Annotated in this window: 24 protein-coding genes; 9 read left to right on the plus strand and 15 right to left on the minus strand. The window is 62.2% G+C overall.

Going from position 1 to position 20,119, the window contains the following annotated elements:
• Positions 1 to 20 precede the first annotated feature (20 nt).
• The gene (locus LVD08_RS18835; protein ID WP_247268914.1) at positions 21 to 1,904 is read left to right on the plus strand and encodes a TonB-dependent receptor domain-containing protein; all 1,884 of its coding nucleotides are present in this window, start codon (positions 21 to 23) and stop codon (positions 1,902 to 1,904) included.
• 111 nt (positions 1,905 to 2,015) lie between these two features.
• Here the strand turns inward: LVD08_RS18835 and LVD08_RS18840 are convergent, their stop codons facing one another.
• From LVD08_RS18840 to nrdR, 12 genes are all read right to left on the minus strand, one after another.
• On the minus strand, positions 2,016 to 2,816 hold the full coding sequence (locus LVD08_RS18840; RefSeq protein ID WP_247268915.1) for a cobalamin-binding protein: 801 nt from the start codon (positions 2,814 to 2,816) through the stop codon (positions 2,016 to 2,018).
• Positions 2,816 to 3,235 carry a hypothetical protein gene (locus tag LVD08_RS18845; protein ID WP_027612930.1) on the minus strand — a complete coding sequence of 140 codons (420 nt, stop codon included), beginning with the start codon at positions 3,233 to 3,235 and terminating at the stop codon, positions 2,816 to 2,818. The genes LVD08_RS18840 and LVD08_RS18845 overlap by 1 nt, the downstream gene beginning before the upstream one ends.
• Positions 3,232 to 3,849, minus strand: coding sequence for a GTP cyclohydrolase II (ribA, locus tag LVD08_RS18850; RefSeq protein WP_027612931.1), 618 nt, complete (start codon positions 3,847 to 3,849; stop codon positions 3,232 to 3,234). Before ribA ends, LVD08_RS18845 begins: the two co-directional genes overlap by 4 nt.
• A gap of 239 nt (positions 3,850 to 4,088) precedes the next feature.
• Positions 4,089 to 4,826, minus strand: coding sequence for a substrate-binding periplasmic protein (locus LVD08_RS18855; RefSeq protein WP_247268916.1), 738 nt, complete (start codon positions 4,824 to 4,826; stop codon positions 4,089 to 4,091).
• 34 nt (positions 4,827 to 4,860) lie between these two features.
• Complete coding sequence (locus LVD08_RS18860; RefSeq protein ID WP_007910933.1) at positions 4,861 to 5,364, minus strand: phosphatidylglycerophosphatase A family protein; 504 nt, start codon at positions 5,362 to 5,364, stop codon at positions 4,861 to 4,863.
• Positions 5,361 to 6,326, minus strand: coding sequence for a thiamine-phosphate kinase (thiL, locus tag LVD08_RS18865; protein WP_247268917.1), 966 nt, complete (start codon positions 6,324 to 6,326; stop codon positions 5,361 to 5,363). The genes LVD08_RS18860 and thiL overlap by 4 nt, the downstream gene beginning before the upstream one ends.
• A gap of 17 nt (positions 6,327 to 6,343) precedes the next feature.
• Entirely contained in the window at positions 6,344 to 6,844 is a 501-nt protein-coding gene (gene nusB / locus LVD08_RS18870) for a transcription antitermination factor NusB (protein WP_003228643.1), read from the minus strand.
• The gene (ribH, locus tag LVD08_RS18875; protein ID WP_003228649.1) at positions 6,841 to 7,317 is read right to left on the minus strand and encodes a 6,7-dimethyl-8-ribityllumazine synthase; all 477 of its coding nucleotides are present in this window, start codon (positions 7,315 to 7,317) and stop codon (positions 6,841 to 6,843) included. Before ribH ends, nusB begins: the two co-directional genes overlap by 4 nt.
• 235 nt (positions 7,318 to 7,552) lie before the next feature.
• The gene (gene ribBA / locus LVD08_RS18880) at positions 7,553 to 8,644 is read right to left on the minus strand and encodes a bifunctional 3,4-dihydroxy-2-butanone-4-phosphate synthase/GTP cyclohydrolase II (RefSeq protein WP_003228650.1); all 1,092 of its coding nucleotides are present in this window, start codon (positions 8,642 to 8,644) and stop codon (positions 7,553 to 7,555) included.
• Between the two features lie 16 nt (positions 8,645 to 8,660).
• Positions 8,661 to 9,323 (minus strand): riboflavin synthase, encoded by a 663-nt coding sequence (locus LVD08_RS18885; RefSeq protein WP_095139117.1) that lies wholly within the window; start codon positions 9,321 to 9,323, stop codon positions 8,661 to 8,663.
• A 47-nt stretch (positions 9,324 to 9,370) separates the two neighbouring features.
• Positions 9,371 to 10,504: a bifunctional diaminohydroxyphosphoribosylaminopyrimidine deaminase/5-amino-6-(5-phosphoribosylamino)uracil reductase RibD gene (gene ribD / locus LVD08_RS18890; RefSeq protein ID WP_183784251.1), complete on the minus strand. Its 1,134-nt coding sequence runs from the start codon at positions 10,502 to 10,504 to the stop codon at positions 9,371 to 9,373.
• Positions 10,501 to 10,965, minus strand: a complete 465-nt coding sequence (gene nrdR / locus LVD08_RS18895; RefSeq protein WP_003228656.1) for a transcriptional regulator NrdR — start codon at positions 10,963 to 10,965, stop codon at positions 10,501 to 10,503. Before nrdR ends, ribD begins: the two co-directional genes overlap by 4 nt.
• A 127-nt stretch (positions 10,966 to 11,092) precedes the next feature.
• On the opposite strand from nrdR, the gene LVD08_RS18900 reads away from it, so the two are divergent.
• From LVD08_RS18900 to trxA, 3 genes are all read left to right on the plus strand, one after another.
• Positions 11,093 to 11,557, plus strand: coding sequence for a YbaY family lipoprotein (locus LVD08_RS18900; RefSeq protein ID WP_027612936.1), 465 nt, complete (start codon positions 11,093 to 11,095; stop codon positions 11,555 to 11,557).
• The gene (locus LVD08_RS18905) at positions 11,554 to 12,210 is read left to right on the plus strand and encodes a class I SAM-dependent methyltransferase (RefSeq protein WP_247268918.1); all 657 of its coding nucleotides are present in this window, start codon (positions 11,554 to 11,556) and stop codon (positions 12,208 to 12,210) included. The genes LVD08_RS18900 and LVD08_RS18905 overlap by 4 nt, the downstream gene beginning before the upstream one ends.
• 170 nt (positions 12,211 to 12,380) lie before the next feature.
• Positions 12,381 to 13,253 (plus strand): thioredoxin, encoded by an 873-nt coding sequence (gene trxA, locus LVD08_RS18910; protein ID WP_247268919.1) that lies wholly within the window; start codon positions 12,381 to 12,383, stop codon positions 13,251 to 13,253.
• Between the two features lie 4 nt (positions 13,254 to 13,257).
• On the opposite strand, the gene LVD08_RS18915 is transcribed toward trxA, so the two are convergent.
• Positions 13,258 to 13,617: a hypothetical protein gene (locus LVD08_RS18915; RefSeq protein WP_115988796.1), complete on the minus strand. Its 360-nt coding sequence runs from the start codon at positions 13,615 to 13,617 to the stop codon at positions 13,258 to 13,260.
• Positions 13,618 to 13,752: 135 nt separating this feature from the next.
• On the opposite strand from LVD08_RS18915, the gene LVD08_RS18920 reads away from it, so the two are divergent.
• From LVD08_RS18920 to LVD08_RS18940, 5 genes are all read left to right on the plus strand, one after another.
• Positions 13,753 to 14,355, plus strand: a complete 603-nt coding sequence (locus LVD08_RS18920) for a DUF2796 domain-containing protein (RefSeq protein ID WP_247268920.1) — start codon at positions 13,753 to 13,755, stop codon at positions 14,353 to 14,355.
• Between the two features lie 138 nt (positions 14,356 to 14,493).
• The gene (locus LVD08_RS18925) at positions 14,494 to 15,204 is read left to right on the plus strand and encodes an ABC transporter ATP-binding protein (protein WP_108183942.1); all 711 of its coding nucleotides are present in this window, start codon (positions 14,494 to 14,496) and stop codon (positions 15,202 to 15,204) included.
• 1 nt (position 15,205) lies between these two features.
• Positions 15,206 to 16,471 carry an ABC transporter permease gene (locus LVD08_RS18930; protein WP_247268921.1) on the plus strand — a complete coding sequence of 422 codons (1,266 nt, stop codon included), beginning with the start codon at positions 15,206 to 15,208 and terminating at the stop codon, positions 16,469 to 16,471.
• Positions 16,472 to 16,482: 11 nt separating this feature from the next.
• The gene (locus tag LVD08_RS18935; protein WP_027612942.1) at positions 16,483 to 17,001 is read left to right on the plus strand and encodes a DUF3299 domain-containing protein; all 519 of its coding nucleotides are present in this window, start codon (positions 16,483 to 16,485) and stop codon (positions 16,999 to 17,001) included.
• 184 nt (positions 17,002 to 17,185) lie between these two features.
• Positions 17,186 to 17,884: an OmpW/AlkL family protein gene (locus LVD08_RS18940; RefSeq protein ID WP_027612943.1), complete on the plus strand. Its 699-nt coding sequence runs from the start codon at positions 17,186 to 17,188 to the stop codon at positions 17,882 to 17,884.
• Between the two features lie 183 nt (positions 17,885 to 18,067).
• Here the strand turns inward: LVD08_RS18940 and LVD08_RS18945 are convergent, their stop codons facing one another.
• Positions 18,068 to 18,997 carry an NAD-dependent epimerase/dehydratase family protein gene (locus LVD08_RS18945; protein WP_247268922.1) on the minus strand — a complete coding sequence of 310 codons (930 nt, stop codon included), beginning with the start codon at positions 18,995 to 18,997 and terminating at the stop codon, positions 18,068 to 18,070.
• Positions 18,990 to 19,874 (minus strand): sugar nucleotide-binding protein, encoded by an 885-nt coding sequence (locus LVD08_RS18950; protein ID WP_247268923.1) that lies wholly within the window; start codon positions 19,872 to 19,874, stop codon positions 18,990 to 18,992. The genes LVD08_RS18945 and LVD08_RS18950 overlap by 8 nt, the downstream gene beginning before the upstream one ends.
• Positions 19,875 to 20,119 lie beyond the last annotated feature (245 nt).

Below are 20,119 nucleotides of genomic sequence, written 5' to 3' on the forward strand. Positions count from 1 at the left end.
GAAACACCAGTGGAACGTCCATGAACCTCTCGCGCCTCGCCCTGCCCTTTCTCCTGCTGCCAGCCGCCAGCGCCCTAGCCGATACCTTCGAACGCGACGAAGCGCTGAAGCTGCCGGATACGCTGATCAGCGCCAACCGCCAGGTCGAAGCGCGCAACGACAGCAGCGCCGCCAACACCGTGTTCACCCGCGAAGACATCGACCGCCTGCAACCAGGCAGCGTCACCGACCTGCTGCAACGGGTGCCGGGCGTGCAGGTGGCGCAGGCCGGTGGGCGCGGCAGTCTGCCGGGGATCTACATTCGCGGCACCCAGTCGGCGCAGAGTCTGGTGCTGGTCGATGGCCAGCGCATCGGCAGTTCGACCTCCGGCGACAGCAATCTGCAGCACCTGAACATCGACCAGATCGAACGCGTGGAAGTGCTGCGCGGTTCGCGCTCAGTGATTTACGGCAGCGATGCGATTGGCGGGGTGATTCAGATCTTCACCCGCCGCGGCACCGAGCAAGGCCTGCAGCCGCGCTTGCACGTCGGCTTCGGCAGCAACCAGACCTGGGAACGCAGCCTCGGCCTGTCCGGTGGCGATGACAAGACCCGTTTCAACTTGGGCGCCAGCCTCGATGACACCGCCGGTCTCGACCGCACTCACGAGTCCTATCCCAGCGACAGCGATCATGATGCCTACCGCAATAAATCCGTCAGCCTGAGTCTCAGCCATGCACTGACCGATGACATCGAAGTCGGCGCCAACCTGCTGGATAACCGTGGCAAAAGCGAGTTCGACAACCCGTTCGGCCGCTTCGATACGACTACTTTCGAGTCGGTGCAACAGCAGCCTTACAGCGACTTCAACGTCAGCAGTGTCAGCAGTTACGTCGATGCCCGGGTCAACGAAATCTGGAAAACCCGCGTCGAATTCGGTCACACCGAGAACCGCGAGAAGACCCTCGACAAGCTCAGCGACGAGCGCACGGTGTTCAACACCTATCGCGACTCGGTGAACTGGCAGAACGACCTGACTCTGGATGCGCGCAACAGCCTGATCCTCGGCGGCGACTGGTACGAAGACCGGGTCAACAGCAGCACCGCATTCAACGAAGACAGCCGCTGGAACCGCGCCGCGTTCATCCAGCATCGTTATCAGGCCGACAGCTTCTCCACCGAACTGGGCCTGCGTCACGACGACAACCAGCAATTCGGCAGCCAGAACACCTGGAGCGGCACCTTCACCCTGCCCCTGAACCCGGACAACGATCTGCTGCTGAGCTACAGCGAAGGCTTCCGCGCGCCGACCTTCAACGACCTGTACTACCCGGACTTCAGCAACCCTGACCTGCAGCCGGAAACCTCGAAAAGCTACGAGCTGCAATGGCGCAGTCAGTTGAGCGATAGCAGCCGACTGGAGACGTCGATTTACCGCACGGACCTGCAAGACGCGATCATCTTCGGCAGCAACTCACGCCCGGAGAACGTGGCCTCGGCGCGGATCAATGGCTTTGAAGCGGCGTTGAAGCAGGAACTGTTCGGCTGGCAAAGCAATCTCGGTGTGGCGATTATCGACCCGCGTGATCGTGATAGCGGGCACACGTTGGCGCGTCGTGCGCGGCGCACGATGAGTTGGGATCTGGATCGCCAGTTCGACCAGTTGGGCGTGGGCGCGAGCTGGCAGTTGGTCAGCGGCAGTTACGACGATCTGAACAACACCCACTCACTGGGCGGCTACGGCTTGATCGGTTTGCGCAGCAGTTGGGCGCTGAATCGCGAGATCAAACTGGATTTGAAGGTCGATAACCTGTTGGACAAAGGCTACAGCCGTGCGCTGTACAGCTATGACGGCAGCCAGTATGGCTATCGCGAGGAAGGTCGGGCGTGGATGTTTGGGGTCACCTGGACACCGGAGCTCTGATCCAGAATTTTCGCTGCTTCGACTGGCCTCTTCGCGAGCAAGCCCGCTCCCACAGGGGGAACGCATTCCAACTGTGGGAGCGGGCTTGCTCGCGAAGAATTCACCTCGGTCTCAGCGCTCAGGCGCGATCAATTGGCAGAGTTTGGCGGTGGCTTCGATCATTTGGCCGCTTGGGCGCTCAAGGCCTTTGTCGCTGACCAGCAGCAACTGACCATGTGCCACCGCACTCACCTGCGGCCAGGCCTTCCACGCATCGAGCTGGGCCTGATCACCGGCCAAAATCACCTCCGGATTGCGCTGCAGCACCGCCTCGATACTCACCTGCGGCGCCGGCAAACTCAGATCGGCAAACACATTGCGTGCGCCACAGACTTCGAGCGCATCGCTGATGATCTGTCCGCCACCAACGGTGTACAGCGGCTTGTCCCAGACTTGATAAAACACTGTCAGCGGCGTGTCCCGGCGATAGCGTTGGCGCAGGTCATCGAGCTTCTGGCGCAGGTCCGCCGCCAGTTTCGTCCCACGTTCAGGTCGCCCCAGTTGCGCGGCAATCGTCTCGATCTGCGCAGACAGCTGTTCGAGATTGTGCGGCTCGGCGACGTAGGTCGGAATGTTCAGGCGTTTGAGCTGATCGCGTTGTGCCGGGCCGACACTGCCGGGCCACAACAGCAACAAATCGGGCTTCAAACTGAGCAGACGCTCCATGTCCAGCTGACCGTAGCGCCCCACTGACGGTACATCCTTGAGCGCCGCCGGACGCTCGCCGGCATCGAGCACGCCAACCAGCAGATCAGCCGAGCCCAGCTCGACAACGATTTCCGACAAAGAAGGCGCGAGACTGACCACTCGCAGACTCGCCAGCACCGGGCCGGCGCAGGCCAGCAGCAGAACCGCCAGCCACAGACGACGCATCAGCCGAGTTGACGCGGGATGCGATAGAGGTAGAACAGCACCGCCGTGGACAACGCCAGCAGCATCAGCGGTACGGCTTCGAGGCCGACGAACACCGCCAGCGCACCGATCCATGCCGGCAATGCGGCCGCGAGGAATGCACTGCGACGCTGGGCCGCCAAGGCAATCCAGGCCGCCGGTTCGTCGGGGGTATCAAGGGCTTTTTGCGTGGCGATCAGCGCGTGCTTGTAGCGGCCGAAAAACTTCAGACTGACAAACATCGAGGCCACGCCGGCAATGAACAACGGCATGGCCAGCACCGGCAGAATGCCTTCGCCCTGGCCGAACAGGCCATTGAGGACAAACAGCGGCAGCAGCGCCAGCGCCAGGTATTTCCACCAGTCGACCGCCAGGCGGCGTCGCACCTGACCGCGGGTCACGCGCGGTCGACCTCGCCCTGATGCTCGTTGCCCATCATGTGGTCGAGCTTGCTGGCCTTGGTCGCCAGGTACAGTTTGTTGTGCGGGTTGTGGCCGGTGTGCAGCGGCACGCGCTCGGCGACGACGATGCCCATGTCGGTCAGGGCTTTGACCTTGCGCGGGTTGTTGGTCATCAGACGCAGCGACTTCACGCCCAGATGCTCGAGCATCGGCAGGCACATGGCGTAGTCACGCTGATCGGCGGCAAAGCCCAGACGCTCGTTGGCTTCAACAGTGTCAGCGCCGCCGTCCTGCAACTCGTAGGCGCGGATCTTGTTCAGCAGACCGATGCCGCGACCTTCCTGACGCAGGTACAGCAGCACGCCACGGCCTTCACGGGCGATGGCCTTGAGCGCCGCTTCGAGTTGCGAGCCGCAGTCGCAGCGCTGGCTGAACAGCGCATCACCGGTCAGGCACTCGGAGTGCAACCGGCCGAGAACCGGGGCACCGTCGGCGAAATCACCCAGGCTCAGCACAACGTGCTCGCGGCCGGTAGCCTCATCGAGAAAACCGTGCATGGTGAATTGCGCAAAAGGCGTTGGCAGCTTGGAAGCGGCGACAAAAACGACAGGCACCGGTGTGCTCCTGATCTAAAAATTCTGAAAATTCGCAGGCCGGCATTGTAACAGCAGGTTCCTGCAGACGCTTAGGCTGAATTATCGGGCATAACGATCAAAAAGTTTGATAACACCCGGGCAGTGCAGAACCCTGTGGGAGCGGGCTTGCTCGCGAAAGCGTCGTGTCAGTCGATCAATAGGCTGGCTGACACACCGCATTCGCGAGCAAGCCCGCTCCCACAGGGGGGACGGCCCTGTCAGTTCGGCTCGAACGGATACGGCTGCCTCCACTGCTCGAAAATCGGCTTCAGCTCGCCGCTCTTGACCAACTGCTCCATGCGCCGGTCGAACACTGCCATCAACATGCGCGATTGCGGTGTGTTGGCGAAGCACAGGTACAGCGGCAGTTCGGCGATATGCGTCTTGCGAAACTGCGTCGGTTCCCTGGCCCGGCCAAGCACGTAATCGATTTCGGTCAAAGCATCGATGTAATAGTCGGCGCGGTTGTGGGTGAGCATCGAGAGGATCCCGGTACGTCGCACGACCTCGTTGAAGTTGCGCACGCCGGGCAGATAATTCTGATAGTCGTAACCACGAACCCAGGCCAGCCGATATTGACCGAGGGTTTCCGGGGTCGGTGCTGGATTACTTGCCAGGCCCAGGGCGTAGATGTGGTCGGTGTCGAAATTCCAGCGCGGATAGAGCAGGTCGCTGAATTCTTCATGATAAGAACCGACACAAGCATCGACCTCGCCACGCTGGGCCAGCCCAACTGAACGAGTGTATGGTTCGCTGCGAATGTCGAGTTTCACCCCGGCCGGTTCGAACACCTTGCGCAGCACGTCCCAGCCCAGGCCATGACCGTCGGCGGCGGTGTAGTCTTCCCAGTCTTCGCTGGCCAGATGGATGACCGCGGGCGTCGGCGCAGCTTCCTGCGCACTGGCGACAGTGCCCAGCAAGGTAAACATCACAAGCGCCAACCAGCGTCGAGCCATCCCTAGTTTCCTCACTTAACCCTGACGATCCGGATCAGGCGAAAATCCACACCAGTCCCTGCATTGCCAGCCAGGCGAATACGCCGGCCAACACGTCGTCGAGCATGATGCCGACGCCGCCATGAACATGCCGGTCGATCCAGCGGATCGGCCATGGCTTGAGAATGTCGAAAAAGCGGAACACCAGGAACCCCGCGAGCAACCAGTACCAGCCCTCCGGCACCAGCCACAGGGTGATCCACATCCCGACCATTTCGTCCCAGACGATGCCTTCATGGTCGTGGACCCGCAGATCGTCGGCGACCTTGCCGCACAGCCAGAAGCCGAACAGCATGGTGATTCCGAGCATCAGCCAGTAACCCCAGTCGGGCAACATCTGCCACAACGGGATAAAGGGTAGCGCAACTAACGAACCCCACGTGCCCGGCGCTTTCGGCAAGGTGCCGGAGCCAAAGCCGAACGCGAGGAAATGCCAGGGATTGCGCCAGACCGACGGCGGAACGAATTCGGCCGGAACCTGTTTCGGGTGATCTGTCACGGTGTCTCCTGAAAATGTTGATAACCCCGGATTTGCGGGGTGATGTCGTGTCCTTCGCGATCCAGCAGGACCACACCCTGGCCCTGCGCCACACGCCCGATCACATGGATCGGCCAGCCATCGGCCAGCAGTGCCGGCAACTCGACGGACGGTAGCGTGAAGGCCAGCACATAGTCATCGCCGCCGCTCAACGCCGCCCGTTCGGCACCGCGCTGACCGAGAAAAGCCACTAAAGCATCGGACAACGGTACGCGTTCACGTTCAACTTCGAGGCGAACCTGCGAGGCCAGGGCGATATGCCCACAGTCGGCGAGCAGGCCGTCGGAGATGTCGAGAGCCGCAGTGGCCTTGCCACGCAGCGCCTGACCAAGAGCCAGTTGCGGCTGGGGCGACCAGTAATGATCGAGCAACCGCTGGGCGATATCCGTTGCGGCTTCACGCTGGCCAAGCACCAGCGGCAAGGCACCGGCGGCATTGCCCAGCTCGCCGCCGACGCAGAGCAGATCGCCCGGTTGTGCGCCGCTGCGGGTCAAGGCCTGCCCGGCCGGCACCCGACCGAACACCGTGACCGTCAGGCTCAACGGCCCGCGCGTGGTGTCGCCGCCGACCAGCGCGATGCTGCAGCTCTGCGCCATGCGGTTCAAACCGTGGGCATAGGCTTGCAGCCAATCGGCGGTCACCGTCGGCACAGTCAGGGCAAGGGTAAAGGCAACGGGCGTGGCGCCCATGGCGGCCAGATCGCTGACCGCGACGGCCAGCGAGCGCTGACCGAGCAGAAACGGATCGCAGGGATCGGCGAAATGCACGCCGGCCACCAGCGTATCGGTGGAAATCGCGAGCTGTTCCCCGGGGGGAACCGCGAGCAAGGCGCAGTCGTCGCCGATCCCCAGAGCAACGCCCTCGCCGCCCTGCGCACAAGGCGCGGCGGCGAAGAAATTGCGGATCAGCTCAAACTCGCCCATGAGGTCTCAAGCGCGTATCAGCGCTTGAACGCCTTCACTTCAGCTTCACGCAGGCGCGGAGCCAGCTTGTCGAGTACGCCGTTGACGAACTTGTGGCCGTCGGTCGAACCGAAGACTTTCGCCAGCTCGATACCTTCGTTGATCACCACGCGGTATGGCACGTCGACGCGCTTGAGCAGTTCCCAGGTGGACAGGCGCAGAACAGCCAGTTCAACCGGGTCCAGCTCTTCGATTTCGATGTCCAGGCACGGCTTGAGCGCGGTGTCGATTTCGGTGCGGCTCGCCGGAACCCCGTGGAGGATTTCGCGGAAATACGCGCCGTCGACATCGGTGAAATCGTTATCAACGCGGAACTGCGCTTCGATCTCGTTCAGCGAAGCCTTGGCCATGTGCCACTGATACAGGGCCTGAGTCGCGAGCTGACGGGCTTCGCGACGCTTGACGCTTTTCGATGGCTTGCCGGCATCCGCAGGTTTCGGATCGCGCGGGTTGAAACGATCGCTATCGTCGCTAATCACTTGGCCTCCAACTGCGCCAGCAGGCTGACCATTTCCAGAGCGGACAGGGCAGCTTCAGCACCTTTGTTGCCGGCCTTGGTGCCGGAACGTTCGATGGCTTGCTCGATGGAATCAACGGTCAGGACGCCGAACGCGACCGGTACGCCGAACTCCATGGACACCTGGGCCAGACCCTTGGTGCACTCGCCTGCCACGTATTCGAAGTGTGGAGTGCCGCCACGAATGACCGCGCCGAGGGCGATGATGGCTGCGAACTCGCCTTTCTGGGCGACTTTCTGCGCAACCAGCGGGATTTCGAAGGCGCCAGGCGCGCGGATGATGGTGATGTCGCTTTCGCTCACGCCGTGGCGAACCAGGGCATCAACTGCACCGCTGACCAGGCTTTCAACCACGAAGCTGTTGAAACGGCCCACTACCAGAGCGTAGCGGCCTTTAGGGGCGATGAAGGTACCTTCGATGGTCTTCAGGGTCATTCGTCAGATCTCTTAAAGAGCCGGGACACGTTTCGTACGCATCCCTCAGTGATATTAGCCACAAATTCATGACCGGAAACACCGCATTGCTGTTCGACTACACCCCTGTGGCGAGGGGATTTATCCCCGATGGACTGCGTAGCAGTCCCAAAACTGGGGCCGCTGCGCAGCCCATCGGGGATGAATCCCCTCACCACAAGAATCCATGTCAACAATGCCGGAAACAACCGGGTCATTATTCGGAGGGCACGTATTCTACAACTTCCAGATCGAAACCGGATATCGCATTAAATTTCATTGGCGCAGACATCAGGCGCATTTTGCGTACGCCGAGGTCACGCAGGATCTGCGAACCGGCACCGACAATGCTGTAGGTGGTCGGTTTTTTCACCGCCGCCTGCTCACCGGTTTCGCGGATGTGCGCCAACAGTACATCGCCGTCCAGCGGGTGACCGAGCAACAGCACCACACCGCTGCCGGCCTCGGCCACCGCAGCCATCGCGGCGCGCAGGCTCCAGCGGCCCGGTTGCTTGACCATCAGCAGGTCGCGCAGCGGATCCATGTTGTGCACGCGAACCAGGGTCGGTTCCTCGGCGCAAACGGTGCCCAGGGTCAGGGCCATGTGCACGTCGCCTTCCACCGAATCACGATAGGTCACCAGGTTGAATTGGCCCAGTTCGCTGTCCAGCGGCTGCTCGGCAATCCGCTGAACGGTACGTTCGTGGATCATCCGGTAGTGAATCAGGTCGGCGATGGTGCCGATCTTGATGTTGTGTTCGGCGGCGAACGCTTCCAGCTCAGCGCGACGGGACATGGTGCCGTCGTCGTTCATCACTTCGCAGATCACGCCGCTTGGCTCGAAACCGGCCATACGCGCCAGGTCGCAGGCGGCTTCAGTATGACCAGCGCGCGCCAGGGTGCCGCCGGCCTGGGCCATCAGAGGGAAGATGTGGCCCGGGCTGACGATGTCTTCAGCCTTGGCGTCTTTTGCCGCCGCCGCTTGCACGGTGCGCGCACGGTCGGCGGCGGAGATACCGGTGGTGACGCCTTCGGCGGCTTCGATCGATACGGTGAACTTGGTGCCGAAACCGGAACCGTTGCGTGGCGCCATCAGTGGCAGCTTCAACAGCTCGCAACGCTCGCGGCTCATCGGCATGCAGATCAGGCCACGGGCGTGCTTGGCCATGAAGTTGATGTGCTCGGCCTTGCAGCATTCGGCGGCCATGATCAGGTCGCCTTCGTTCTCGCGGTCTTCGTCATCCATGAGGATGACCATCTTGCCTTGGCGGATGTCTTCAACCAGTTCTTCGATGCTATTGAGCGCCACAAGGCACCCCCTTCAGTCAGGATTTGAGATAGCCGTTGGCGGCCAGAAAGCTTTCAGTAATACCGCCAGCGCTTGGCTCAGCAGCCTTGTCGCCGAGGAGCAAACGCTCCAGATAACGCGCCAGCAAATCGACTTCCAGGTTCACCCGGCGGCCCGGCTTGTAGGAAGCCATGATGGTTTCGCTCAAGGTGTGCGGAATGATCGTCAGCAGGAATTCGGCGCCATCGACCGCGTTCACGGTGAGGCTGGTGCCGTCGACGGTGATCGAGCCTTTATGGGCGATGTACTTGGCCAGTTCTTTCGGCGCGCGAATGCGAAATTCCACCGCACGAGCGTTGTCGCTGCGCGACACCACTTCGCCGACACCGTCGACGTGACCGCTGACCAGATGCCCGCCGAGACGGGTGGTCGGGGTCAGGGCTTTTTCCAGATTGACCGGGCTGCCGCTTTTCAGGTCATTCATGGCGGTGCAGTCGAGGGTTTCGCGGCTGACGTCGGCGGCAAAACCGTTGCCCGGCAGTTCAACCGCCGTCAGGCACACGCCGTTGACCGCGATGCTGTCGCCGAGTTTGACGTCGCTCAGGTCGAGCTTGCCGGTTTCGACATGCACCCGCACATCACCGCCCTTGGGGGTCAGTGCACGGATACTGCCGATGGATTCGATGATGCCGGTAAACATGGGGTTCTCCTTGAGAACGAAGCCAGCGCTAAGGCGATGGCCGGGAATTATACGCTCGCCGAAACGACTGGCGTCGCAGTGACTCGCCAGTCATCGCCAACCGCGCGGATTTCAGTGATTTTCAGCTCGGGAGCGTCCTTCATATAGGCCAGCGGCCAGTCCAGCAGCGGCCGCGCCGAGGAGCCGAGAAACTTGCCGGCGATGAAGATCACGAACTCGTCGACCAGACCGAGCTGGGCAAATGCGCCGGCCAGTCGCGGCCCCGCCTCGACCAGCACTTCGTTGACGCCACGGTTGGCCAGCTCGATGAGCAGTTGATGCAGATCGACCTGACCGTCATCACCCGGCACGATCAGGCACTCCGGGCCATTGGCGTATTGCTCTTCGACCGCCATGCAGGTGGCGACCAGCGCCGGGCCGGCCTTGAAGAACGGCGCATCCAACGGCACCCGCAGGCGCCCGTCGATCAGCACCCGCAGCGGCGGACGGCTCATGGCCCGTGCGGTTTGTTCAGCATCCAGACCCAGTTCGTCGGCGCGCACGGTCAGGCGCGCGCCGTCGGCCAGTACGGTGTCGGCGCCGGTCAACACCACGGCCGCCTGCGCGCGCAAACGCTGCACGGCGGAACGCGCGGCCGGGCCGGTGATCCACTGACTCTCGCCACTTTCCATCGCCGTGCGCCCGTCGAGACTCATCGCCAACTTGACCCGCACGAACGGCAAGCCATGTTCCATGCGCTTCAGGAAACCTTGATTGAGCTGGCGCGCCTCGACTTCCAGCACGCCGCTTTCGGTAGCGATCCCGGCATCGCTCAGACGCTGCAAGCCACGCCCGGCGACCTGTGGGTTCGGATCGCGCATCGCGGCGACCACCCGAGCAACCCCGGCAGTCACCAACGCATCGGCGCACGGCGGTGTGCGGCCATGGTGGCTGCACGGCTCAAGGGTCACGTAAGCCGTGGCGCCCCGGGCCAGTTCACCGGCAGCGCGCAGGGCGTGGACCTCGGCGTGGGGTTCGCCGGCGCGCTCGTGAAAGCCTTCGCCGACAATCTGCCCGTCACGCACGATCACGCAGCCAACCCGTGGATTGGGATGGGTGGTGTAGTGGCCCTTGCGCGCCAGTTCCAGCGCGCGCGCCATGAAGTGGGCGTCGAGGATCGCCTGCTCGGCGGCGCGGGTCATTCTTTCACCGGTTCGCGGGCGAGGCGGTCGATCTCTTCACGGAACTCGTTAAGGTCCTGGAAGCGCCGGTATACCGAAGCGAAACGGATGTAGGCCACTTCATCGAGCTTTTGCAGCTCGGCCATCACCAGTTCGCCGACCACGAGGGATTTGACCTCGCGCTCGCCGGTGGCGCGCAGCTTGTGCTTGATGTGAACCAGAGAGGATTCGAGGCGCTCGACGCTCACCGGACGTTTCTCCAGCGCGCGTTGCATGCCGGCGCGGAGTTTTTCTTCGTCGAACGGTTGGCGGCTGCCGTCGGTTTTGATCAGGCGCGGCAACACCAGTTCGGCCGTCTCGAATGTCGTGAAACGTTCGCCGCAGGCCAGGCATTCACGCCGGCGGCGCACCTGTTCGCCCTCGGCGACCAGACGCGAGTCGATGACCTTGGTGTCGTTGGCACCGCAGAAGGGACAGTGCATGGTGGCTGGCAACAAAAAAAGGGAGGGCCATGGTAGCGCATCCCGGTGGCAAGACAAGCCATAGGGTTTGCGGTATACAGACTGCCATGATCGTTTGATCCACGGATTTCATTTTCTGGAGCTGCCAATGTCGCTACGACCGCTCGTTTTGCTCAGTCTTTTCGCCCTGCTGGTGGCTTGCGGCAGCGACAAGCCCAAGCCGCAACCGCCAACACCGGGACCTGCACCACAACAGGCGCAGAAAAAAGCCCGCGAGGCCGCTGATCTTGGTCCGCTGCCGGCCTATCAACGGGAACTGAGCGGCACCCTGCAAGGCGTGCCGGCCGGGGCCGAAGTCGAACTGGCGCTGCTGGTGATCGATGAAAAGTCGCGCCCGCAACAACTGCTCGCCAGTTCCAGCCTGATCGGCAACAACCAGATCCTGCCGTTTCGCCTGCGTTTCAATCCGGAAGCCTTCCCGGCCGGCGCACGGGTTGAGCTGCGCGGGCGAGCCACGCAGTCGGGTCAGTTGATCCTGCACCTGCCGTCGCAAACCATCACCCAGCCGACCACTCAGGCGCTTGGCCAGCTGCAATTTGTCAAAGCACCATGACCGTACCGCTCGACCTGCAACAGGCGCTGGGTGAATTGCTCGGTGATGCGCGGCTCAAGGCCTGCGCATTACCGGATACCGATCTGCAGCTGTGGCTGATCGACGGTGACAACATGCACCGCGAGTTCAGCCCGGATGAAACCCAGCGCATTCTCCACGAACCGCCCTATTGGAGCTTCTGCTGGGCCAGCGGTCTGGCGGTGGCGCGCTATCTGGCCGAGTTCCCGGAATGGGTGCGCGGCAAGCGGGTGCTGGATTTCGGCGCCGGTTCCGGGATCGCCGCGATTGCTGCGGTGAAGGCCGGGGCGTTGGAGGTGGTTGCCTGTGATCTTGATCCGCTGGCAATTGCCGCGTGCCGGGCCAACGCTGAACTCAATGATGTGCAGATGAGTTATTCGACGGACTTCTTTGCCGAGGCAGATCGCTTCGATCTGATCCTGGTGGCGGATGTGCTCTACGACCGCGAGAACCTGCCGCTGCTCGATGCGTTTCTCAGCCGTGGCCGCGAGGCGCTGGTGGCGGATTCACGGGTCCGGGATTTTCGCCATCCGTTGTATGAGCGAATCGAAATGCTTGAGGCGATGACCTTGCCGGATCTGGCGGAGCCGGAAGAGTTCAGACATGTCAGTCTTTACCATGCGCGGCGTGACTAAAAGCTTCGCGAGCAGGCTCGCTCCCACAGGGGTAACGCATTCCAAATGTGGGAGCGAGCCTGCTCGCGAAAGCATTCTGGCAGGCAACACACCTCTCAAAGACTGACCGCTTCCGGCCACACCCCGCCAAGCCGTATAGTTGCCCCATCCACGCTTTTACGAGATCCCCCATGAGTCAGCAAACGCCGTACATCTTCGACGCCACGACTGCCGATTTCGACCAGTCGGTGATCGAAGCTTCCTTCAACAAGCCGGTGCTGGTGGATTTCTGGGCCGAATGGTGTGCGCCGTGCAAGGCGCTGATGCCGATGCTGCAAGGCATTGCCGAGAGCTATCAGGGCGAACTGCTGCTGGCCAAGGTCAACTGCGACATCGAACAGGACATCGTCGCCCGCTTCGGCATCCGCAGCCTGCCAACCGTGGTGCTGTTCAAGGACGGTCAACCGGTGGACGGTTTTGCCGGTGCGCAACCGGAATCCGCAGTGCGCGCGTTGCTTGAGCCGCATGTGCAAATGCCGCCGCCGGCCGCCGCCGATCCGTTCGAACAGGCGCAGGCGCTGTTCGATGAAGGGCGTTTCGCTGACGCGGAAGCGGCGCTGGTGGTCATGCTCACCGAAGACAACAGCAACGCCAAGGCGCTGATCCTCTACGCCCGCTGCCTGACCGAGCGCGGCGAACTGGACGAAGCGCAAACCGTGCTCGACGCGGTCAAGAGCGATGAGCACAAGGCTGCACTGGCCGGGGCCAAGGCGCAGATCAAATTTCTGGGACTTGCCCGTGATCTGCCGGATGCTGCCGACCTCAAGGCGCGTCTGGCCAAAGATCCGCAAGACGACGAAGCGGTGTATCAACTGGCGATCCAGCAACTGGCGCGTCAGCAATACGAAGCGGCGCTGGAGGCGTTGCTCAAGCTGTTCATCCGTAACCGTAGCTACGGCGAAGGGTTGCCGCACAAGACGTTGCTGCAGGTGTTCGAACTGCTGGGCAACGATCATCCGCTGGTGACCGCTTACCGGCGCAAGGTCTTCGCTGCACTGTACTAACCGCTCACTCGACCCAGCTGTAGAGCGGCGTATCGCCGCCGCTCGCCACTTTCACCTGTGAACTGTGGCGCAAGCGCACCAGCAGGCGTTTGCCTGCGGCCGCGCTGCCGGTCAATCCCTCAAGCTGCTCCAGAAGATCTGGCCCGCTGAGTTGCCCGGCCTTGCGCAACAGATCCTGCGCGACCTGCCACAACGCATCGTCCTGGTTCAGTGGCTTCACTGCCGGCGTGCTCAATGCCGCTTCAGGCTGATCGCCCTGCGGCTGCGCGCCAAGGGCTGCGCCGAGCTTCACCCAATCGCTGTCATCCAGCTCCACCGTCAAATCCACCGGCGTCGCGCCGACGGTTCCGCGTATCCGCAACATCTGCTTCGCTCCTGCACATTTCTGACCTGCATGCTCCCACGGGACTTGTGCAACGCCAAGCGCACGGGCAAACTCTGCGAACTTTCGTTATAAGATTACATAACAAACTCTTCACTTTACTTTCCGGAGACCGCCATGCGTCGTCTGCTGCTCGCTTTGCCGTTTGCCCTGTTGCCGCTGGCCATCGCCCATGCCGCCGATGAGCACGATCATGACCATGAGCACGGCAGCCTCGGCGCCCACGAACATGGCGTCGGCCGACTGAACGCCGCACTCGACGGCCAGACCCTGGAACTGGAACTGGAAAGCCCGGCGATGAACCTGGTGGGCTTCGAACACGCCGCCGCCACCGACACCGACAAAGCCAAAGTCGTGGCCGCACGCACCAAACTGGAAAACCCGCTGGCGCTGTTCAGCCTGCCAGCCGCCGCCGGTTGCAAGGTCACCAGCCAGGAACTGGAAAGCCCGCTGTTCGGCGACAAACCGGCTGCCGACGAGCATGACGATGATGACCACGACGAAGATGCCAAGGGTGGTGAAGCGCATCACCACGATCACAGCGAAATCCACGCACACTACCAATTCAGTTGCGCTGCACCAGGTGCCTTGAAGACGCTGGATCTGGCGAACGTCTTCAATACCTTCCCGGCCACTCAGAAAATTCAGGTACAACTGATCGGCCCGAGCGGCCAGCAGGGTACGGAAGTGACCGCCAAGGCGGCGTCCCTGAATTTCTGATCACACCGAAAATCCCCTGTGAGAGCGGGCTTGCTCGCGAATGCGGTGTGTCAGTCAACATAGATTTGGCTGATCCACCGCGTTCGCGAGCAAGCCCGCTCCCACAGGGTTATGTGTTCACTCCATGAAATTGGTGCCATGACCCAAGCACTCATCGAACTGTCCGACCTGGGCTTCAACTGGCCCGGTCACCCGCCGCTGCTGGACATCCCGACGTTTCGCCTGGAACCGGGCGAAACACTGTTCCTCAAAGGCCCCAGCGGCAGTGGCAAGACCACCCTGCTCGGCCTGCTCGGTGGCGTGCAGAAACCCGGGCGCGGCAGCATTCGACTGCTCGGCCAGGAGCTGACCGAACTCGGTGCCGGCGCCCGCGACCGCTTTCGCGTCGATCACACCGGCTACATCTTCCAGCAGTTCAACCTGCTGCCGTTTCTCTCGGTGCGTGAGAACGTCGAGTTGCCGTGTCACTTCTCCAAACTGCGTGCCGAACGGGCGAAACAGCGTCACGGCAGCGTCGATCAGGCCGCCGCCACCCTGCTCGCCCACTTGGGCCTGAAAGATGAAAGCATCCTCGGTCGTCGCGCCGATTCGCTGTCGATCGGTCAGCAGCAACGGGTCGCCGCCGCTCGTGCCTTGATAGGCCAACCGGAACTGGTGATCGCCGACGAACCGACCTCGGCGCTGGATTACGACGCCCGGGAAAACTTCATTCGCCTGCTGTTCGCCGAATGCCGCGAAGCCGGATCGAGCCTGTTGTTCGTCAGCCACGACCAAAGCCTTGCGCCGCTGTTCGACCGTCACCTGTCCCTGGCCGAGCTCAATCGCGCCGCCACGTCTGCCGAGGTCTGAGATGTATCTGTTTCGTCTGGCCATGGCCAGTCTGGCCAACCGCCGCTTTACCGCCCTGCTCACCGCGTTCGCCATTGCTCTTTCGGTGTGCCTGTTGCTCGCTGTCGAGCGCGTGCGCACTGAGGCCAAGGCCAGTTTCGCCAGCACCATCAGCGGCACCGACCTGATCGTCGGCGCCCGTTCAGGTTCGGTGAACCTGCTGCTGTATTCGGTGTTCCGCATCGGCAACGCGACCAACAACATCCGCTGGGACAGCTTCGAACACTTCGCCAGCAACCCGAAGGTGAAGTGGGCGATCCCGATGTCCCTCGGCGATTCACATCGCGGCTACCGGGTGATGGGCACCACTGAAGCGTATTTCGAGCATTACCAGTACGGCCGCCAGCAGCACCTGGAACTGGCCGACGGCCGCGCCTTCGCCACCGATCCGTTCGAAGTGGTGCTCGGCGCCGAAGTGGCCGAGGCGCTGCATTACAAGCTCGGCGACCAACTGGTGCTGGCCCATGGTGTGGCGGCTATCAGTCTGGTCAAACACGACGACAAACCGTTCACCGTGGTCGGCATTCTCAAGCGCACCGGCACGCCGGTAGATCGCACGTTGCACATCAGCCTTGGCGGCATGGAGGCGATTCACATCGACTGGCACAACGGCGTGCCGGCCCGGGGCAACGGCCGGATCACCGCAGATCAGGCACGCAACATGGACCTGACGCCACAGGCGATCACCGCGTTCATGCTCGGCCTCAACAGCAAGATTTCCACCTTTGCCCTGCAACGCGAGATCAACGAATTCCGTGGTGAGCCGATGCTGGCGATCCTGCCGGGCGTGGCCTTGCAGGAGTTGTGGAGCCTGATGAGTACTGCGGAAAAAGCCTTGTTCGTGGTCTCGCTGTTCGTGGTGCTGACCGGGTTGATCGGCATGCTCACGGCGATTCTCACCAGCCTCAACGAGCGTCGCCGCGAGATGGCGATTCTGCGTTCGGTCGGTGCCCGGCCCTGGCACATCGCAAGCCTGCTGGTGCTGGAAGCCTTTGCCCTGGCGCTGACCGGCGTAATCGCCGGACTGGCCTTGCTGTACATCGGCATCGCCGCCGCGCAGGGTTATGTGCAGGCCAATTACGGTTTGTATCTGCCACTGGCGTGGCCGAGCGAGTATGAATGGACGCTGCTCGGTGGCATTCTGGCGGCCGCGCTGCTGATGGGCAGCGTGCCGGCCTGGCGCGCGTATCGCCAATCCCTGGCCGATGGCCTGTCGATCCGTTTATGAGGATGTTCACCATGCCCCGCGCCGTGCTTGCGCTGCTGTTGCTGGTCGCCCTGCCTGTGTCGGCAGCGGCGCCGAAAGACCTGACCTGGTCGGAGATGATCCCGCCGGACGCCGCGCCGGAAGTGCCGAACATGACGCCGTTGCACGACATGTCGAAGATGAGTGATGCGCTCTCGGCCGAGTCGGCGCCAGCCGCCAAGCAGGACATGCCCAACGCGCCGGTGGTGCAGAGTCTCGACGGGCAGAACATCCGCCTGCCGGGTTACATCGTGCCGCTGGAAGTCAACGAAGAGGGCCGCACCACCGATTTCCTGCTGGTGCCGTATTTCGGCGCTTGCATCCACGTGCCGCCACCGCCGTCTAACCAGATCGTGCATGTGAAAAGCGAGCTGGGCGTGAAGCTCGACGAGCTGTATCAGCCGTACTGGGTCGAGGGACCGTTGCAGGTCAAGGCGTCCACCAGCGAACTGGCCGATGCCGGGTATCAGATGGCGGCGGACAAGATTTATGTGTATGAACTGCCGGAGTGAATCCCGGTAGTTTTTGTATTGTTTGATCCGTCCTCTTCGCGAGCAAGCCCGCTCCCACAGGTGCCCGCCAAGGTTCCACAAAAAACCGCGGCATCACTGTTTCATTGAGCTGAGTCAAAAGACCGTATCAGTTGGCTTCATACCATAGGACATCAGAAACTTTTAACGTCCTTTTGGAGCCCCCATGAACAAGTCCTTGCTCAGCGCCTCGCTGTTTGCCCTCGCGCTCGCAGCCCCGCTCGCCCACGCCCACGAAGCCGGTGACATCATCGTTCGCGCCGGTGCGATCACCGTCAACCCGAAGGCCGACAGCTCCAATGTCAAGGTCGATCAGGGTCCGTTGAGCGGCACCAACCTGGGCGGCAAGGCGACCATGAGCAGCGACACCCAACTGGGTCTGAACTTCGCTTACATGCTGACCAACAACATCGGGATCGAGTTGCTGGCGGCCTCGCCGTTCGAGCATGACGTTAAAATCAAAGGCACCGCGCTGCCAGCTGCCAACGGCAAACTCGGCACCCTGAAACACCTGCCGCCCACCCTCAGCGTCGTGTACTACCCGCTGGATGCGAAATCGCCATTCCAGCCGTACATCGGTGGCGGCATCAACTACACCTGGATCTACGACGAGCACGTCGGCAGCGAAGCCCAGTCCAACGGCTTCAGCAACTTCAAGGCGAAAAACTCCTGGGGCCTGGCCTGGCAGGTCGGCGCCGACTACATGCTGACCGACAACATCATGCTCAACGCCCAGGTGCGCTACATCGACATCGATACTCGAGCCACCGTCGAGAACAACGCCGTGGCGCCGGGCACCCGTGCCAAGGTGAATGTCGATGTCGATCCGTTTGTGTACATGGTGGGTCTGGGCTACAAGTTCTAAGGCAGATTCAACCAGGAACGTTCACGTGGTGGTGAATGAGGCTTTGGGTGAGCAGGCTTAGAACTGACGACGATCACTTCGTGATCGATCGGGGATAAATCCCCTCGCCACAGGATTAGCGACAAATTCCGGCCGTGAAAAAGGCGCCTGTAAAAAGGCGCCTTTTTCATGTCTGCGATAAACCTACCTGCCGAGCAACCGCGCCAGCCCCACACGCATCGGCGTCGGCTCTGGCAGCTTGAAGCGTTGCAGCAAACGCGCGTTATTCGCCCGCGAGTGACGGATGTCGCCGGAGCGCGCCGGGCCGTAGCTGACCGGGGGCAACTCGCCGACCACTTCCTGCAGCGCTTGCAGCATCTGCTTGAGGTTCATCGCCTGATTCCAGCCGACGTTCATCGCGCCCACTTCCACTTCAGGCTTGTCGATTGCCTGCACCAGCACATCGACCAGATCCTCGACATAGAGGAAATCGCGGGTCTGCTCGCCATCGCCGAACACCGTGATCGGGAGGCCTTTCTGTGCCCGCTCGCTGAAGATGCTGATGACCCCGGAGTACGGCGAAGAGGGATCCTGGCGCGGGCCGAAGATGTTGAAGAAGCGGAAGATCACCGGCTCCAGACCATGCTGACGACGGTAGAAATCGAAGTAGTGCTCGCCGGCCAGTTTGTCCGAGGCATATGGCGTCAGCGGGGCTTTTGGCGTCTCTTCGTCAATCGACTCGCCTTCACCGTTGTTGCCGTACACCGCTGCGCTCGACGCGTAGAGCACACGCTTGACCCCGGCCTGGCGCATGGCTTCGCAGACATTCAGGGTGCCAATGAAATTGCTCTGGTGGGTTTTCACCGGGTCGTCCACCGACGCCTGCACCGAAGCCACCGCGGCCAGGTGGGCGACGGCGCTGCAGCCTTGCATGGCCTGCGCGACCAGCGCGGCATCGGCGACGTCACCGACGATCAGTTCGACCTTCGGGTTGTCCAGCGGCAGGTTGCTGCGTTTGCCGGTCGACAGATCATCGAGAATCCGCACCGAGTGGCCGGTGGCGAGCAACGCATCCGTCAGGTGCGAGCCGATGAAACCGGCGCCGCCGGTGATTAAAACAGGGCCTTCAGCCATGACGATAAAACCTATCCAGTAAAGCCGGGAGTGCGGCGCGCCAGGCGCGGGGCTTGATCCCGAAAGTGTGCAGAATTTTCTTGCAGGCGAGTACCGCGTGTTGCGGTTCCTCGGCGGCGTCCGGCCGCGCGGCATGGGCCTGAGCGGTCGGCGCTTCGATTGCCAACTGATGCAGGCCGCGCGCCTCGGTCAGAATCGCCTGACCGAGCGCCAGCGGCGTGGTCGCTTCGTGGCCGGCGTAATGGTAAGTGCCCCACAGCGGCGCTGCGCAATCGAGTTGCTTGAGCACCGAAATGATCACCCGTGCGGCGTCATCGACCGGAGTCGGATTGCCCCGGCGGTCATCGGCCATGAGCAATTCGTCCGGTTGTTCGGCGCGGGCGAGGAAGCGCCCGAGGGTGCCTTCAGGGCTGTCATCGAGCAGCCAGCCGAAGCGCAGCAACACGTGTTGCGGGCAAGTGGCGCGAACACTTTGCTCGATGCGCCACAGTGCCTGACCGCGCAGGCCCAGCGGCACCGGCTCGTCTTTTTCGCTGTAGGCGGTCGCCCGCGAACCGTCGAACACCCGATAGCTGGAAGGCTGCACGAGGATGATGTTGTGGTGCTGGCACAGCTCGGCCAGCCGTTCGATGGCGCGTTCCTGCCCGGCCAGACGGCTTTCGCTGACGGTCTCGGCCTGGAACCAGTCGAAATAGTAGGCGAGGTTGATCAACGCATCCGGACGGGTATCGTCGAGCAGTTGCGTCAGGCTCGCGGCATCCCAGCCGTCTTCTGGCGGGCGGGGGGCGAGGAAACCGATGTCTTCTTCCGCACCGAGGCGAATCAGCGCCTGCCCAAGGGCATTTCCGCCGCCCAGTAACATAAGGCGCATTCGCATAGAGTCAGCAGGCCCAGTCTGATTGGAACGATGGCTTTAGCGACGGTGCTGGTGACACCGTCATCGATAATTGCCGGAATCGTTGCATTTTGCGGGTTTAGTGCGCAACCGTCACCCGTAAAGTGTAGATCGCCGGGAATTGTGCCGAATCAACTGGCCCCATCGCGAGCAGGCTCACTCCTACAGTTGACCGCATTCCCCTGTAGGAGTGAGCCTGCTCGCGATGAAGCCTGTCAGCCACTGGA

Origin of the sequence: Pseudomonas sp. YL2, from assembly GCF_023063025.1 — a bacterium.
Taxonomy (GTDB): domain Bacteria; phylum Pseudomonadota; class Gammaproteobacteria; order Pseudomonadales; family Pseudomonadaceae; genus Aquipseudomonas; species Aquipseudomonas putida_A.